The 14862-nt window shown below is 59.5% G+C and carries 18 protein-coding genes; 9 read left to right on the top strand and 9 right to left on the bottom strand.

The features are described 5' to 3' along the window. Positions 1 to 6: 6 nt before the first annotated feature. Both AC1DNW_RS00400 and AC1DNW_RS00395 read left to right on the top strand, forming a co-directional pair. Positions 7 to 501 (top strand): GNAT family N-acetyltransferase, encoded by a 495-nt coding sequence (locus AC1DNW_RS00400; RefSeq protein WP_113309279.1) that lies wholly within the window; start codon positions 7 to 9, stop codon positions 499 to 501. A gap of 100 nt (positions 502 to 601) precedes the next feature. Further along, on the top strand, positions 602 to 1603 hold the full coding sequence (locus tag AC1DNW_RS00395) for an LLM class flavin-dependent oxidoreductase (protein ID WP_113309280.1): 1002 nt from the start codon (positions 602 to 604) through the stop codon (positions 1601 to 1603). Between the two features lie 72 nt (positions 1604 to 1675). Here AC1DNW_RS00395 and AC1DNW_RS00390 read toward each other — a convergent pair whose 3' ends face one another. Beyond that, positions 1676 to 2422, bottom strand: a complete 747-nt coding sequence (locus AC1DNW_RS00390) for a YebC/PmpR family DNA-binding transcriptional regulator (protein WP_113295381.1) — start codon at positions 2420 to 2422, stop codon at positions 1676 to 1678. A 173-nt stretch (positions 2423 to 2595) separates the two neighbouring features. Between AC1DNW_RS00390 and AC1DNW_RS00385 the strand changes: the two genes are divergently transcribed. Then, complete coding sequence (locus AC1DNW_RS00385) at positions 2596 to 3099, top strand: pyridoxamine 5'-phosphate oxidase family protein (RefSeq protein ID WP_113309281.1); 504 nt, start codon at positions 2596 to 2598, stop codon at positions 3097 to 3099. Between the two features lie 130 nt (positions 3100 to 3229). Here the strand turns inward: AC1DNW_RS00385 and AC1DNW_RS00380 are convergent, their stop codons facing one another. From AC1DNW_RS00380 to AC1DNW_RS00365, 4 genes are all read right to left on the bottom strand, one after another. Then, positions 3230 to 4075 (bottom strand): MBL fold metallo-hydrolase, encoded by an 846-nt coding sequence (locus AC1DNW_RS00380; protein ID WP_113309282.1) that lies wholly within the window; start codon positions 4073 to 4075, stop codon positions 3230 to 3232. Between the two features lie 95 nt (positions 4076 to 4170). Next, positions 4171 to 4995, bottom strand: a complete 825-nt coding sequence (locus AC1DNW_RS00375) for a TIGR00282 family metallophosphoesterase (protein ID WP_113295384.1) — start codon at positions 4993 to 4995, stop codon at positions 4171 to 4173. A gap of 3 nt (positions 4996 to 4998) precedes the next feature. Next, a complete protein-coding gene (locus tag AC1DNW_RS00370; protein ID WP_113309283.1) occupies positions 4999 to 5586 on the bottom strand; it encodes a 5-formyltetrahydrofolate cyclo-ligase in 588 nt (195 codons plus the stop codon). A gap of 65 nt (positions 5587 to 5651) precedes the next feature. Beyond that, positions 5652 to 6113 carry a MarR family transcriptional regulator gene (locus AC1DNW_RS00365; RefSeq protein WP_113309284.1) on the bottom strand — a complete coding sequence of 154 codons (462 nt, stop codon included), beginning with the start codon at positions 6111 to 6113 and terminating at the stop codon, positions 5652 to 5654. A gap of 58 nt (positions 6114 to 6171) precedes the next feature. On the opposite strand from AC1DNW_RS00365, the gene AC1DNW_RS00360 reads away from it, so the two are divergent. After that, positions 6172 to 7239, top strand: coding sequence for an FUSC family protein (locus AC1DNW_RS00360; RefSeq protein ID WP_113309285.1), 1068 nt, complete (start codon positions 6172 to 6174; stop codon positions 7237 to 7239). Here AC1DNW_RS00360 and AC1DNW_RS00355 read toward each other — a convergent pair. The 4 genes from AC1DNW_RS00355 to AC1DNW_RS00340 all read right to left on the bottom strand — a co-directional run bounded on the left by AC1DNW_RS00355 (position 7236) and on the right by AC1DNW_RS00340 (position 11090). After that, the gene (locus AC1DNW_RS00355) at positions 7236 to 8027 is read right to left on the bottom strand and encodes a hypothetical protein (RefSeq protein WP_113309286.1); all 792 of its coding nucleotides are present in this window, start codon (positions 8025 to 8027) and stop codon (positions 7236 to 7238) included. The genes AC1DNW_RS00360 and AC1DNW_RS00355 overlap by 4 nt on opposite strands. A gap of 39 nt (positions 8028 to 8066) precedes the next feature. After that, the gene (locus tag AC1DNW_RS00350) at positions 8067 to 8981 is read right to left on the bottom strand and encodes an NAD-dependent epimerase/dehydratase family protein (protein ID WP_113309287.1); all 915 of its coding nucleotides are present in this window, start codon (positions 8979 to 8981) and stop codon (positions 8067 to 8069) included. Then, positions 8978 to 9802: a glycosyltransferase gene (locus AC1DNW_RS00345; protein WP_113309288.1), complete on the bottom strand. Its 825-nt coding sequence runs from the start codon at positions 9800 to 9802 to the stop codon at positions 8978 to 8980. Before AC1DNW_RS00345 ends, AC1DNW_RS00350 begins: the two co-directional genes overlap by 4 nt. Before the next feature lie 67 nt (positions 9803 to 9869). Next, positions 9870 to 11090: an NAD-dependent epimerase/dehydratase family protein gene (locus tag AC1DNW_RS00340; protein ID WP_113295391.1), complete on the bottom strand. Its 1221-nt coding sequence runs from the start codon at positions 11088 to 11090 to the stop codon at positions 9870 to 9872. Positions 11091 to 11208: 118 nt separating this feature from the next. Between AC1DNW_RS00340 and ybgC the strand changes: the two genes are divergently transcribed. The 5 genes from ybgC to AC1DNW_RS00315 all read left to right on the top strand — a co-directional run bounded on the left by ybgC (position 11209) and on the right by AC1DNW_RS00315 (position 14855). After that, positions 11209 to 11658, top strand: a complete 450-nt coding sequence (ybgC, locus tag AC1DNW_RS00335; RefSeq protein ID WP_113295392.1) for a tol-pal system-associated acyl-CoA thioesterase — start codon at positions 11209 to 11211, stop codon at positions 11656 to 11658. A gap of 405 nt (positions 11659 to 12063) precedes the next feature. Beyond that, the gene (gene tolQ, locus AC1DNW_RS00330) at positions 12064 to 12783 is read left to right on the top strand and encodes a protein TolQ (RefSeq protein ID WP_113295393.1); all 720 of its coding nucleotides are present in this window, start codon (positions 12064 to 12066) and stop codon (positions 12781 to 12783) included. 18 nt (positions 12784 to 12801) lie between these two features. Then, positions 12802 to 13257, top strand: a complete 456-nt coding sequence (gene tolR, locus AC1DNW_RS00325) for a protein TolR (protein ID WP_113295394.1) — start codon at positions 12802 to 12804, stop codon at positions 13255 to 13257. 8 nt (positions 13258 to 13265) lie between these two features. Then, positions 13266 to 14411, top strand: a complete 1146-nt coding sequence (locus AC1DNW_RS00320) for a hypothetical protein (RefSeq protein WP_113309289.1) — start codon at positions 13266 to 13268, stop codon at positions 14409 to 14411. After that, positions 14412 to 14855, top strand: coding sequence for a cell envelope integrity TolA family protein (locus AC1DNW_RS00315; RefSeq protein ID WP_113309290.1), 444 nt, complete (start codon positions 14412 to 14414; stop codon positions 14853 to 14855). It begins immediately after the preceding gene. Positions 14856 to 14862: the final 7 nt, after the last annotated feature.

Raw genomic sequence — 14862 nt, 5'->3', positions numbered from 1 at the left:
CGTATTATGATTATCCGCTTCGAAAGACCTGAGGATGCGGATGCCATTCACGCACTGACATGGGCGGCATTCGAGCCGATGCCTTATAGCAACAATACCGAGGCCCGGATCGTCAGGGATCTTCGTGCATCAGGTGACCTTGCGATATCGCTCGTTGCGGAAGAGGGCGAAGAGATCATCGGCCATATCGCGTTCTCGCCGATCACGATCGGCGGTGTCGAGGACGGATGGTATGGGCTGGGGCCGATTTCGGTGAAGCCGGAGCGGCAGCGGCAGGGCATCGGCAGAGCGTTGATCCAGAAAGGTCTGGACCTGCTGAGAGAGCGTGACGCGACGGGCTGTGCGCTGATCGGCAATCCCTCGGTCTATCGCGGCGTCGGCTTCGAAAGCGATGGAAGGCTGACTTACGGCGATCTCGAAACGCGATATGTGCAGCGGATCGTCTTCAAGGGACCGCCACCCTCCGGTGCACTGAAATTCTCTTCTGCTTTCGACGAATGACAGCCGCTTGCTACCCGTGTTTTTGTTTGCGCTGCGATTTGGAATAGCTCCATAGCGAACCTACATAGACCGCACCCCTATTCTTGCGCGGCAGGTTTCCATGGTTCCCTTTTCCATTCTCGATCTTTCCCCCGTGGCTGAAGGCACGACCATCAGCCAATCTTTCGCTGCGTCGAAGCGAATGGCTCAGAAGGCTGAGGAATACGGCTATACGCGTTTCTGGATGGCGGAGCATCACGGTATGCCCGGCGTTGCAAGCGCTGCAACCTCAGTCATTCTCGGCCAGATCGGAGCGGTGACGAAGACCATCCGCATCGGCTCGGGCGGCGTCATGCTGCCGAACCATGCGCCGCTCGTCATTGCCGAACAGTTTGGGACGCTGGAAGCTTTGTTTCCCGGGCGTGTCGATCTCGGGCTTGGCCGCGCGCCGGGAACGGATATGCGCACGGCGCAGGCGCTGCGGCGTAATCTCGATGCCGGAGCAAACAGCTTTCCCAATGATGTGGTGGAGTTGCAGCAGCTTCTCGGTACGCCGATCGAAAACCAGGCGATCCTTGCCGTACCCGGCAATGGTTCGCACATCCCGATTTGGCTGCTCGGCTCCAGTCTCTACAGCGCCCAGCTTGCGGCCATGCTCGGCCTTCCCTTTGCCTTCGCCTCGCATTTCGCGCCTGATATGCTGCTCGATGCGATCGCGATCTACCGTGACCGTTTCCAGCCCTCGGCAGAACTCGACAAGCCCTATGTAATGGTCGGCGTCATGGGCGCCGTTTCGCAAACGGACGAGGAGGCACAGTATCATTTCACTTCGGCCCAGCAGCAGTTTGTCAACCTGCGGCGCAATGTGCGCGGGCCTTTCCCGCGACCGCTCAAGGATATGGATGCTTTCTGGTCGCCGATGGAGAAGATGAATGTCGAACACACGCTGCGTTACGCCGTCGTCGGCTCGCCGGCCACGGCCGAAGCTCAGCTCAACGACTTCCTGAAGGAGACGCAGGCCGACGAGGTGATCATCTCGATGCCGATCCATGACGTCGAGGCGCGATTGAAATCGGTGGAGCTCTTTGCCGGGCTCGGTAATTTCATGCGGGCTGCGGCCTAACCAGCAGAATTCAGGCAAACAAAAACCCGGCTGAAGTGCAGCCGGGTTTTTGATTCCGTATTCGATAAGGCGTCAGGCCGAAAGCTTGGCCAGGACTTCTTCCGAGACTTCAAAGTTCGAATAGACGTTCTGGACGTCGTCATCGTCTTCGAGCGAGTCGATGAGCTTCAGCATCGACTGGGCCTTTTCTTCGTCGACCGGCACGTTGTTCTGGGCGCGCCAGACCGCCTTTACGGTATCAGCTTCACCGAGAGTGGCTTCGAGAGCCTTGGCAACGTCGCCGAGGGCTTCGAAGGCGGTTGTGATGTAGTGGCCTTCCTCATCGGTCTCGACGTCATCGGCGCCGGCCTCGATGGCGGCTTCCATGATCTTGTCGGCGTCACCCGCGGACAGCTTGTAGGTGATTTCGCCGACATGGTCGAAGGAGAAGGACACCGAGCCGGTTTCACCGAGGGCGCCGCCGGCCTTGGTGAAGATCGAGCGGACGTTAGAAGCTGTGCGGTTACGGTTGTCGGTCAGGGCCTCGACGATGATCGCCGTGCCGCCCGGGCCATAGCCTTCATAGCGGACTTCGTCATAGTTCTCCGTGTCGGCGCCGGAAGCCTTCTTGATCGCGCGGTCGATATTGTCCTTCGGCATCGACTGGGCCTTGGCGTTCTGGATCGCCAGGCGCAGGCGGGCGTTCATCGTCGGGTCGGGCAGGCCGGCCTTGGCGGCAACGGTGATTTCGCGCGCGAGCTTGGAGAACATTTTCGACCGCACGGAATCCTGACGGCCCTTGCGGTGCATGATGTTTTTAAACTGTGAATGGCCAGCCATGGCACCCCTGTTCACGTCTCATTGTTCGGAATGGGCCGCCTTATAGGATCGGAAGGGGCGATATTCAAGGAAAAAGCAGCTTTTCGATCCTTCCCTGACGGCGTGGCGGGTGGCGGAACAAAGCCGAGGAGATGACGTTTTCAACCGACGACACCAACAGGAAAGGAACGGCTATGGCAAGCTTCAGCGAAGCCCGTGAACAACCGGCACGTCAGCTCTGGGACCAGATCAACGACATCCATGCCGGCATGCTCGGCCTTTCAGGCGTCGACATGCATATGCAGCCGATGGCTCCGAATGTCGATCCGACCACCAATACGATCTGGTTCTATACCAAGACGGATGCCGAACTCGTGCAGATGATCAAACCAGGCAGCCGCGCGTATTTCTGCGTCATCGGCAAGAACCACGATTATCATGCCTGCCTGTCCGGGGTTATCGAGGTGCGTCCTGATTCCGCAAAGATCGAGGAGTTCTGGAACTCTGTCGTGGCCGCTTGGTATGAGGGCGGCAAGAAGGATCCGAAACTGACGATGCTTTCCATGCATGTCGATGATGCGGAAATCTGGGTGTCTACCGGCAGCAAGCTGAAATTCGGCTGGGAAATCGCCAAGGCCAATTTCGACGAGGAGAAGATGCCCGATGTCGGCATCAAGCGGCATCTGCAATTTGCTTGAGTCCAAAGGCCCGGCATAGAGCGCCGTGCGTCCATTCGGACGCACAAAGGACGCTCTACCTTTTTGAATCTACAGCATCAGCCCGAAAATCGATTCCGATTTTCGGGCTGATGCTGTAGTCCGGGCCCTTTTACTGCACGTCTTTCATCACATAGATCAGGGGCTTCTTCGGGAGCGTCCGCAGCGAAACGGTAATGCTGTTGTCGGGCGCATAGTTGACGTCGAAACCATTGCCGAACATCGAGACGAAGGCGTTGACCGGTGGCCCGCGGCGATGCATCGGCAGTATCAGCGATGAGCGCAGCCGTTTGATGACGCGGCTCATGCTGTCGGGTCCCATGGTCAGGCCGCCGTCGACCGGTACCATGACCACGTCGAGCCTGCCGATTTCGGTGTAATGCGTATCGGTCAGCTCATAATGCAGGTGGCCGAGATGGCCGATGCAAAGGCCTGATATCTCGAAGATGAAAATGGAATTACCGTCGAGTTGTGAACCGCCGAGCCCGTAGCTGAAGCGGATATCCGTCGTGACGTTGCGGATATAGGCGTCACCAACCACGAGATTGATCCTGGCCTTATCGCCAGAGGCGTCGCTCCAGCCATGCAGCACGTGTTTGATGCCGGGATCCGGCGTCAGCGTGTAATGCGTTGAGTGCGCCTTGTTCATGGTCACGACATCGGGGGTGACGGCCGGCTTGTACCAACCATTATAATCAGTGGCGATGACGATGCCGCCAGGCGTCTCGATCTCGAAAGTCGAATGGCCGAGATAGGTGAACTTGACGTCCTCACCCTCGGAAACCGCTGGGACCACCGGCACTGTGCTGGAGAAACTCGCGAAGGTGGCCTTGGGAATATTCTGCGCGATGGCCTGGCACTGGCTGACCGGTCTTCGATCTTCCTGGGCTTCGGCAAGGTTCGGTGCGGAGAAAACCGCAACACATGCGATAGCGAGGACAAGACAATGCGGCTTCATGCCACCCCTCCGGCGCTTTCACGACGCCGGGAGGATGCGGCATGCCGTCGCAGCGGTCCAGACGGGGCATGCTCACAATTGCGTGTTACGAGGCGCTAGCGCCAAAACTCCGGGATCGTCTCGGCAAGCCTCGGGCCGAGGCGCAGGGGGGCGATCTTCTCCGCCAGTCCCGTCGCATCGGAGATTTCCACGCCGACACCGCAGATCGTGGCAGGCCCGGTGGCTGCCTCCATGCGGCCCTTCGGCATCTTGGAGATGAAGCGGTTGAGCGGCTCTTCCTTGTCCATGCCGAGCGAGGAGTCGTAATCGCCACACATGCCGGCGTCCGACATATAGGCGGTGCCGCCGTTCAGGATCTGCGTGTCGGCGGTCGGCACATGAGTGTGCGTCCCGACGACAAAGCTGGCGCGGCCGTCGACGAAATGGCCGAAGCACTGCTTCTCGCTTGTCGCTTCCGCATGGAAATCGAAGATGATGGCATCGGCCTGTTCCTTCAAAGGGCAGGCAGCAAGGATCGTTTCGGCCGCCTTGAAGGGGTCGTCGAGCTCGGGATGCATGAAGACGCGGCCCATGATGTTTGCGACGAGCACGCGGGCGCCGTTGCGCGCATAGAAAAGGCCTGAGCCGCGGCCAGGCGTTCCCTGAGGGTAGTTCGCCGGTCGCAGGAATTGGTCATGGCGACCTGCGAAGGCGACGGCATCCTTCTGGTCCCAGACGTGATTGCCTGTCGTCACCACGTCGGCGCCGGCATTGATCGTTTCCAGAAAAATGTCTTCGGTGATGCCGAAGCCGCCGGCGGCGTTCTCGCCATTGACGATGACGAAGTCGAGTTTCAGGTCGGAAACCAGGCCGGGCAGGCGATCCCAAACCGCCGTGCGTCCCGTCTTGCCAACCATGTCACCCAGAAATAGCAGTCGCATTCCCTATCCAATCCGTGAGGTAAAATGGCGCAGGCCGCTTTCCGTCAGGATGGCATCCAGGCTTATGTCGTGCGGCTCAGCGGGTACCTCTGCCACTTCCTGGCAGTCAAATGCAATGCCGATCAGCTTCGGAGACAGGCCTTTTTGCCGGAGACGGTCGATTGCCCGGTCGTAATGGCCGGCGCCGTAGCCGATGCGGTGGCCACGGGAATCGAAGGCGGACAGCGGCACGAGCATAATATCGGGGTCGAGAACAGCCGCATCCTCACCTGGGCCGACCGTGCCGAAACCGGTGCTGATCAGCGCTGAGCCATGGGCGAGTTCCCGGAAGACAATGGTCTGCTTATTGATGATGGCTGGCACGCAGAGGCGGGCTCCACGTCCGCGCCACCGTGTCATCAACGGCTGTAAGTCGGCTTCGGAGCGGATCGGCAGAAAACCCGAGATGATGGTGCCGGGCGCAAAAGCAATGGCATCGCCGGCATGAGCCGCCATGTCGAGGCTTTTGGCGGCACGCAGACCGGTCGGGATGGCGTCGCGAAGCGCCAGACGCCCGGTGCGCAGTTGGGCCTTCAATTCCTTTGGTGTCATTTTAGGTTCCGTATCGTTATCCGGCGAAGATAGCCGCTCGCCGTCGGTTGCAACAGGCAAAACACCTATTCTTCACCTATTGGCGGCTCATCCTCGATATGGGCTTGGGCGAGCTTCAGCATGATTTCCGATGCTTCCATCAATGTCGTGCGCTCTTCCGGCGTCAGGCGGGCGTCCATCGCCTTTTCCAGCCAGGCGCGGCGAGAGCCTATGTCCTCGGACAACACCGTACGGCCGTGAGGAGTGATCGACAGTTCGATCTCGCGACGGTCGGTCTCGCTACGCATGCGGCTGATGAGCCCGTCGCGCTCAAGTGCAGCGATGATGCGGGTAACCGATTGCGGTTGCAGGTGCTCCTCCAGGGCCAACCGCCAGGCGGGCATCGGCCCCAGACGGTGAAGGGTGGCGAGGATTGCGATGGTCGACAGGCTATGCGGACCCTCGGCCCGCGCGGCACGCAGGCGGCGGCCGAGCAACAGGACGGATCGCAGGATAAGTGTCGCAGGTGCGTCGTGGTTACTGGACATATAGTACGCACTGCGTATTATTTTCCCCGATCCCAATTCCGGGTCTGAGAGACGGTTGATGGAAAAGACACTCAATCACGTAGCCGGGGCCTTTCGCTGGTCGACTGAAAAGGAAGTGACGGCAATCGAAATCGCCGTACCAGCGCTTGCCATGGCCGTTCCGGCACTGCTTGCTGCGAAAGGCCACCATACGGGGCTCGGCCTGATCGGCGGCATGGCGATGAGCGGGACGGTAGCGCATGGCAGACTGCGGGCGCAAGCCGCGAGCGCAGGGGCCGCACTGCTGGTGCTGATGCTTGCGGCAGCGCTTGCCTGCGCACTCGGGCGGCTCGGCGACGCTTGGCAGATCGGCCTGCTCTTGATCGCCGCGCTTGCCGGTGTCACAGGCGGTTTCGATCGCGCCATGGTCGCCGCCTCGATGCGTTTCATCTTCTATCTGGTCATGGTCGGCGGCATCGTCTCCGCCACGACGGCAGATCCGCTGCTTATCTTTGCCGTCATCATCGGCGGCGCGCTTTTCGCTGTCGTTCTCCACATGGCGATGGCTGTGGTCGTCGCGCATACCCGCGGTCATGCCTCAGAGGAGACCGAGGACGACCGCAAGCCAACCGCCAGACAGAAATTCAACAGGCTACGGCACTCCCTGGTGGAGCCGGCAGGTTGGCAATATCCCGTCCGGCTGGTTTCCTGCCTGAGTGCCGTCTCGCTGATCCACCTGTTCTTTCCCGATCATGACGTTCATTGGGCGGCGCTGACGCTGGTGCTGCTGATCGAGCGGCGGCCGGAACGTTTGCCGCTCAAGACGACGCAAAGGGTGATCGGCGTCCTTTTCGGCGTCTGCTGTGCGGGGTTGTTATCCTTCCTTGCCTTGCCGATCTGGGCCGATGTGCTTGTTGTCGCAGCGCTCGGCGGTATCAGGCCGTTTTTGCGGGCCAGGAACTATCTCGTCTATTCGATCGTGATGACGCCGCTGATGATGATGGCCATGGGGACAGCCGATCATGCCGTGCCGGCTTCCGCGCTCCTGGACAGGTTATTCGCAACCGTCTTTGCCGCCTGCCTGGTGCTGCTCGTCAACCAGGCAACGATTTATCTGTTGCCTCAGACGGCAGCGCCGAAAACCTAGACGACGATGCTGGAGGGAATGGTCGCCGTCGGCACTGCAGCCGACAGGCCGGTCACGGCCGATTGTGCTGCGCCGATTGCGCCATCGGCGGCAGCATCGCGGTTCTTCTCGCGTAGATCGCGCATGGCCTTTTCAAGGATCTGCTTCAGTTCGCGGACGACGGATTTGAATTCTTCCATCGTTTTGCGGTCATCGGCGGAAATTGCCGACGACTTCGGACCGTCTTCGACGGTTTCCTGATAGGCCTTGCGGGCATGAGCCGCGCCATCCGTTTCCGCAGTGTTGGTGCCGTCTTCGGCTGCTTCCGTTGGCGTTTCGGTATCCTGCGTTGCCTCAGTGGAAGCCGTTGCATCGCTTGCGACAACCTTGCCTGTTGCGCTCGTGGTGGCATCGGTCGTCGCGGCCGTGGAAGCGGACGTGGCTGCTGCGCTGGTGGCGGCACTTTCGCCGGAAGAGCCACCAGTGGCAACGGCCGAGGCGAATTCGGAGGCCGCGGCGCCGACCTTGCGCGCGAGTTCGGCCGCGAGACGGGCGATCACTTCCGGAGGAAAGCCCGCCGTCTTCAGCGCCTGAAGCTCCTGCTTGGCTTCCTCGAGCTTGCGCTGGGCACGGCTCTTTGCATCGTCGGCGGAGCTTGCCAGCGAATTTCGCACCTGCTCCAGCGCCAGCGACTGCCGCTGGATCTTCAATACGCCGGTATCGGGCTCGTCGCTCGTGGATGAAACGCCGGATTGTGCTGGCTGAGTGCCGCGCAGAAGGGTGGACGCCGAAACGGTTGCGAGCTGCATAAGATACCCCCGATTACATTTGGGGCGTACTCTGCCAGATCAGACTTGCGTGGAACTGGGCCGAGGAACCATTTTTTTCTCGGCCAATTGCCGCATGGTCTGCTCGAAAAGAGACATACCGCCTGGCTTCCAGCCGAGTGTGCGGATCTTTTCCGTATTCATGGGGCAAAGCCCCGCCTTGTCCGCTGCCTCGGGCAGCGGGAAGGGACAGTTGGCGTGGTGCCGGATGCGCGAGAGAATATCTCTTGTGTCGACGGCGATATCCGAGACGTTGAAGACTTCGCCGGAGATCCGGGCACTTTCTGTTTCAAGCATCAGTCGCACGGCACGACCGAGATCGCGGCCGTGTAATTCGGTTCCCGCGCGCTGGGAAACAGGCTCTCCGCGGAGATACTCATCGATCAGGTCGTCCCATTTGTTAGGGGAGCGATCGCCGTAAATACCGGTTGCCCGCAGGCTTACTCCGGCAAAGCCTGGGCCGGAAAGATGTGTCAGTGATCGTTCAGCATCTAGCTTGACCTGGCCGTACAGGGTTTGCGGTGCTGGGGGCTTGGTTTCGACCAGTTCGGTGCCTGGCGCAGGCTCGCCATAAGCAGCGCGGCTGGAGATGAAGATGCAACGGCGGGTGCCGGCACGCTTTGCTTCCCCGAAGAGTTTGACGGTGCCGTCGAGGTTCAGACGGCGAAACGCCTTTGGGTCGTCGCCTTCGCCGCCGCGGTATTTTCCCTCGACGTGGCTGAAGGCGGCATGCACGAAGAAATAGGCATCATCGAAGGCGCCGATATGGTCCTCGTCCGGATCGAGCGAAAGTCGGGCGAAATCGACCGGACGGGAGAAGGACCGGGAGAGCGGCGCGCGCCGCCCGCCGATAATCACCTGATATCCGGCAGAAAGCAGCTCTTCGACGATATAGTGTCCGACGAGGCCCGTTCCGCCTGATACCAGTACTTTCATGCCGCCTCATCCGGATTGGCCAGAGATGCAATCTCCGGCACATGGCCGCCAGTATGGAAACAATGCCACAAATCGATCAAAGGTTGTAGCCTCGTTGCCTTAGGGTGATCCTTTTCCCAAGGTTTTTCATACTGATAGTGGAGGACCGAAATGCTCTTCCAATCCCACAGTGCCGGCATTGTAAACCACACATATTGCAGCATGTTAAAATATACGGGCAGGCCGTGCCAATCGGGAAAGAATGTTTCGAGGAACGTCTGATCGGTGCGCCGCCAGAAGATGTCGGGCTGATCCAGAACGTCGATCATCCGCCTGAAGGTCTCTTCCGAAGGACGGGCGACGAAGACGCCGGAATTCATGCGGTGGAAATCGGCGAGACTCTCATAGACATTCGGCGCCGCGGAGAATTCCGGGTAGGCGAAGAGCTTGTCGATATTCTTCAAGACGATCGCATCGGCATCGATGAAGACGCAGCGCTCATATTCGACAAGCTGCCAGAGGCGCAGCTTACAGAAATTATCGAGCGGCGAATGAAACGCCGGTTTGCGGCCTTTTGTGAAGGGTGCGGCGACGTGGAGATTGCCGCGCGCATGACGCTCGTTGAAAGCATCTGACAAGGGTAGATGCTCGACTTCGATCAGCCGGCAGCCCAGAGCGTCCAGTGGGGCGAGGGCGGACGCATCGACCCCGCCGGTATGCAGAACGACGATGGAGGCTTCGGCGCCCGTGCGGCGCAGGGAGTTTGCCAGCGCGGTGGCGCCTCTGGCGTAGTCGGCGTTGGTGACGAGGGTGACGTAGGCAAAAGGTGGGGTATGGGTCATTGGCGGCGGGCGCTCCCGCCAACGCCTAGATTTACGCGCGGTCGGTGCCTCGAGATAAAAGCACCGCTCATGATACGGACTTCAGCCGCTTGCCTTCCGGGTCGTGATTGATCGTCGCAGCGATATCCTTCGTCCAGGCAGAGACGGCCGGGACACGGGAGCGGTCGACGCGGTAAGCGAATTTCTTGGCGACTTCGACGATTTCGTCGAGCAGGCCGGCCTGCAGGGTAATCGGATCGAGGCCGAGACCCAGGAATTTGTCGTTCTTGACGACCAAATCGTTTTCGGCCGCCTCCTTGCGCGGATTGGGTAGCCGGACGATCTCCGAACCACTCATCCTGGCGATCATCTCGGCGAGATCGCGCACGCGATGGGTTTCTGTCATCTGGTTGAAGATCTCGACGCGCGAGCCGCGGGCCGGAGGATTCTCGAGTGCCAGCTCGATGCAGCGGACGGAATCCTGGATATGGATGAAAGCACGCGTCTGACCGCCGGTGCCGTGGATCGTCAGCGGATAGCCGATGGCGGCCTGAATGAGGAAGCGGTTTAGCACCGTGCCGTAGTCGCCGTCATAATCGAAGCGGTTGATGAGCTGCGGATGGCGGCGCGTCTGTTCGGTATGCGTGCCCCAGACGATGCCCTGGTGCAGATCAGTGATCCTTAGGCCATCATTCTTGGCGTAAAACTGAAAGAGAAGCTGATCCAGGCACTTGGTCATGTGGTAGATCGAGCCCGGATTGGACGGATAGAGGATTTCCTGGGAAACGGTCTCGCCGCCGGTCGTTTCGATACCAACGGGCAAATAACCTTCAGGGATCGCCGCGCCGACCGTCGAATAGCCGTAGACGCCCATGGTGCCGAGGTGGACCAGATGAGCATCGAGCTGCAGTTCGACCAGTGCGTTCAGCAGGTTGTGCGTGGCGCTGACATTGTTGTTGACGGTGTAGTTCTTGTGGCGGTCGCTCTTCATCGAGTAGGGGGCGGCGCGCTGTTCAGCGAAATGGATGATTGCGTCGGGCCGGTTTTCGGCGAGCCACTTCTTCAGGAGCTCGTAGTCACGGGCGAGATCGATGAGATTGAAATGGATGCGGCGGCCGGTTTCGGCATGCCAGATGCGGGTGCGCTCCTGAATGGAGTCCATCGGCGTCAGCGATTGCACGCCCAGTTCCGTATCGATCCAGCGGCGGGAGAGATTGTCGAGGATGTGGACGTCATGCCCGGCATCGGAGAGATGCAGCGAGGTTGGCCAACCGATGAAACCGTCTCCGCCCATCACCGCAATCTTCATGCCACTGGCTCCTCATGGTTGTTTCCTAAGGGGAATAGTTAGGAAATATGACAATTGTTCAATGCTTGCGTGTCGAGACGTGTTGCGCCAAAGAGGGCCGGAAAGTTTGGAGAAAATTATGGCGGAACGCGGTTTTTCTATTTCCGGCGAACTTACCGAAGCGGGCCATCGCCTCGTGCAGCGGGTCTATTATGAGGATACGGATTTCTCCGGCCTGGTCTATCATGCCCGCTATCTGCATTTCCTCGAGCGCGGCCGCACCGACTATCTGCGTTGCCTCGGCGTCGAGCAGCGCGACCTCGTCAGTGCCGACGAGGAGGGGCTGGTCTTCGTCGTCCACCGCATGGAGATCGACTTCAAGAGCCCGGCGCGAATGGATGATGTCCTGACCGTGGTGACCCATACCGAAAAGGCGGGCGGGGCCAAGATGGTCCTCAGCCAGGAAATCCGCCGCGACGATATGCTGTTGATTGCCGCAAAGGTGATCATTGCCGTCATCAACGCCAAGGGCAGGCCGCGCCGGTTACCGGAGGCGCTGGCAAGGCAAATGCTCATTCCGGAAACATGAGCAAGAGGCAGACAATACCGCCGTTTTCTGTGCGGAGACGCCCTGATACGAGGGCTTGTAAAAACTTGAATTTTATGTGAAGGAATTGCCGCGCTGCAAGATGAGCGCTGTGTTCAGCAACCGGACGATTCTCCGGTCAAGTTAATCCAGGAACAAAATCTCCCGCGATATTCCCGCTGTCATCGTTTGGCACTAACGATCTATTAACCATAATGGTGTCTTACTCGCGGAGTCGGAGTTTGTGCGACGCACGCCTTCCTTTGACCAAATTTGACGGCAAGAAGGCGGAAGAAGAGCTTGGAAGCTTGACCAGGGCTTTGGGCGGCGGCCGCCAGACATTCTTGCGTGATCACTTCGTGCCGCCCGGTCAAGCGCCGGGCGTTTGGATTCGGGGATTTTGGATCTATGGAACAAGTAGGATTGGCAGCAGCCACGACCGACGTCAGCCTCTGGTCGCTTTTCATGCAGGCCGGCATCGTCGTCAAGTTGGTCATGCTCGGCCTTATCGCCGCTTCGGTGTGGACCTGGGCTATCGTCATTGACAAATATCTGGCTTACGGCCGCGCCCGTCGCCAGTTCGACAAGTTCGAGCAGGTGTTCTGGTCGGGCCAGTCGCTGGAAGAACTTTATCGGACGCTTTCCGAGCGTACCAATACCGGCCTTGCAGCGATCTTCGTCGCGGCGATGCGCGAATGGAAAAAGTCCTTCGAGCGGGGCGCGCGTTCGCCGATCGGTCTGCAGATGCGTATCGACCGCGCCATGGACGTGACGCTCGCCCGCGAATCCGAATTTCTTTCCGCTCGCCTCGGGTCGCTCGCGACGATCGGTTCGGCCGGTCCGTTCATCGGCCTCTTCGGTACGGTTGTCGGTATCATGACCTCGTTCCAGGCGATCGCCGGTTCGAAGTCCACCAATCTCGCGGTCGTCGCACCCGGCATCGCGGAAGCGCTTCTTGCAACCGCCATCGGCCTTGTCGCCGCTATCCCGGCGGTTATCGCCTACAACAAGTTCTCCGCCGACGCCGGCAAGCTCTCGGGTCGCATGGAAGGCTTTGCGGATGAATTCTCCGCCATCCTTTCGCGCCAGATCGACGAGAAGCTGCAGCCGCGCCAGGCTGCGCAGTAACGGACGGAGTGGACGACCATGGGTATGGCTGTAGGCGGCAATAGCGGAGGGGGCGGCGGACGCCGCCGTCGCGGTGGCCGCAACAAGGGAGTGATCTCCGAAATCAACGTGACGCCGCTGGTCGACGTCATGCTCGTGCTGCTCATCATCTTCATGGTGGCGGCGCCGATGATGACGGTCGGCGTTCCGATCGATCTGCCGGAAACGCAGGCCAAGGCACTGAATTCAGAGACGCAGCCGATTACGATTTCCGTCAAGAACAACGGCGAAGTCTATCTGCAGGAAACGCCGATCCCAGCTGAAGAGATTGCTGCAAAACTCGAGGCAATCGCGACCACGGGTTATAACGAGCGCATCTTCGTGCGCGGCGATGCGACCGCTCCTTACGGCGTGATTGCCGACGTCATGGCCCGCATCCAGGGTGCAGGCTTCAAGAATATTGGCCTCGTGACACAGCAGAAGAAGGACCAGTAGCGTTCAAGATGAAGACCAGCGTCGTCACATCTGCGGTTCTGCACGGGCTGGTGCTTACCTGGGCGCTGGTGTCGCTAAGCGCTCCGGAATCCTTCAAGGTGGAGGATTTCGAGGCGATGCCGGTCGATCTCGTGCCGGTGGAATCCATCACGCAAATGCAGCAGGGCGACAAGAAAGCTCCGAAGAAGGAGACATCAGCCCCGGTGCCGACGACCCGGCCGCCGATCGCGCAGCCGGCGGAGAATGCCGGTGACAACAATGTCGACCTGAAGACGCCGCCGGTCCCGAACGCCAAGCCCAGTAACAGCGAAGCTGCGGCGGCGAATTCGAGCGAGAAGCCGCTGCCGACGATCGATCCCAAGCCGAACGACGTCAAGGAAGTCAACAAGGAAGAGACCGAGGTCGAGCAGCCGAAGGAGGTTGCTTCCATTCCGCCGCCAAAGCCAGTCGAAGTGACACCGCCGAAGCCCGAGGAAAAGCCGCCGGAAGAACAGGCCAAGCCTGAGGAACCGCCGAAGCCGGATGCCGAAGCATTGCCGGACAAGGTGCCGACGCCGGTCGTCAAGCCACAGGTAAAGCCGCCGGAACCACAGAAGGCTGCTGAAAAGCCGCCGGAAAAAACGCCGGACGAGCCGAAGGCTGCAGAAAAACCGACAGACAAGAAGAAAGCCGACAAGAAACAGGAAGTGGCGAAATCGGCTTCTTCAATGAAGAGCGACTTCAACGCGGACGAGATTTCGGCGTTGCTGAACAAGACCGATCCTTCCGCCGGCGGCGCCAAGCGTTCGACGCAGGAGGCATCGCTGGGGGCGAAGAAGAGCAATGGCGGTTCCAAGCTCAGCCAAAGCGAACAAGATGCGCTACAGGGTTTGATCCAGGGTAACTGGCTTATTACTCCGGGAATGGAAGGCCTTTCCGGCATGGTCATCACGGTGCATTTCAAACTCGATAAAGATGGAAACATTATCGGCCAGCCTGACATCGAGTCTTCCGGCGGAAGCAGCACCGATTCAACGCGTCGTGCGCTGGAAAGTGGCGCTTACCGTGCCGTGATGAAATCTGCTCCGTCGTTCCGCACGACGCTTCCGATGGACAAGTATGACGTGTGGAACGAGGTTGTCCTTAATTTTCATCCTAGCGATATGGGGATTTGAATGCCGAGGAATTCGATCCATTTCGCGAAATCTTTCGGGATGTACGCGGTGCTGATCGGGTTGATCCTTGGCCTCGCATTTCCTTTCGATGCAAATGCGGAGACGGCTGATCGCCGAAGCAGCGCAAACGCCCCGATCCTCAGCAAGGCTGAAATCACGGCGCTTGTGCACTCGATCGAACGTCAATTCATCGTCGACAGTCGCCTGAAAGATATCGGCAGCGTGCGTTTGACGATCCACATAAAGCTAGCGAGAGACGGGCAGATCGTCGGCAACCCTGATGTGCAGGTCACCGGTGGCAGTGAGCGTGCGCAGAAAAGTCTTAGCGATGCCGGCCTTCGCGCAGTTCGTCGCGCAGCTCCTTTTACGGTGCTTCCGAAAGATAAATACGATGTCTGGAAGGAAATTGTTTTCAATTTCGACACCAGCGCTCTTACCCAATAAGATGCTG

The sequence above is a fragment of the Rhizobium sp. 05L429 genome (assembly GCF_056397645.1).
Note: the sequence above shows the minus strand (reverse complement) of the source record. Positions and strands in the feature narration are given on the sequence as shown.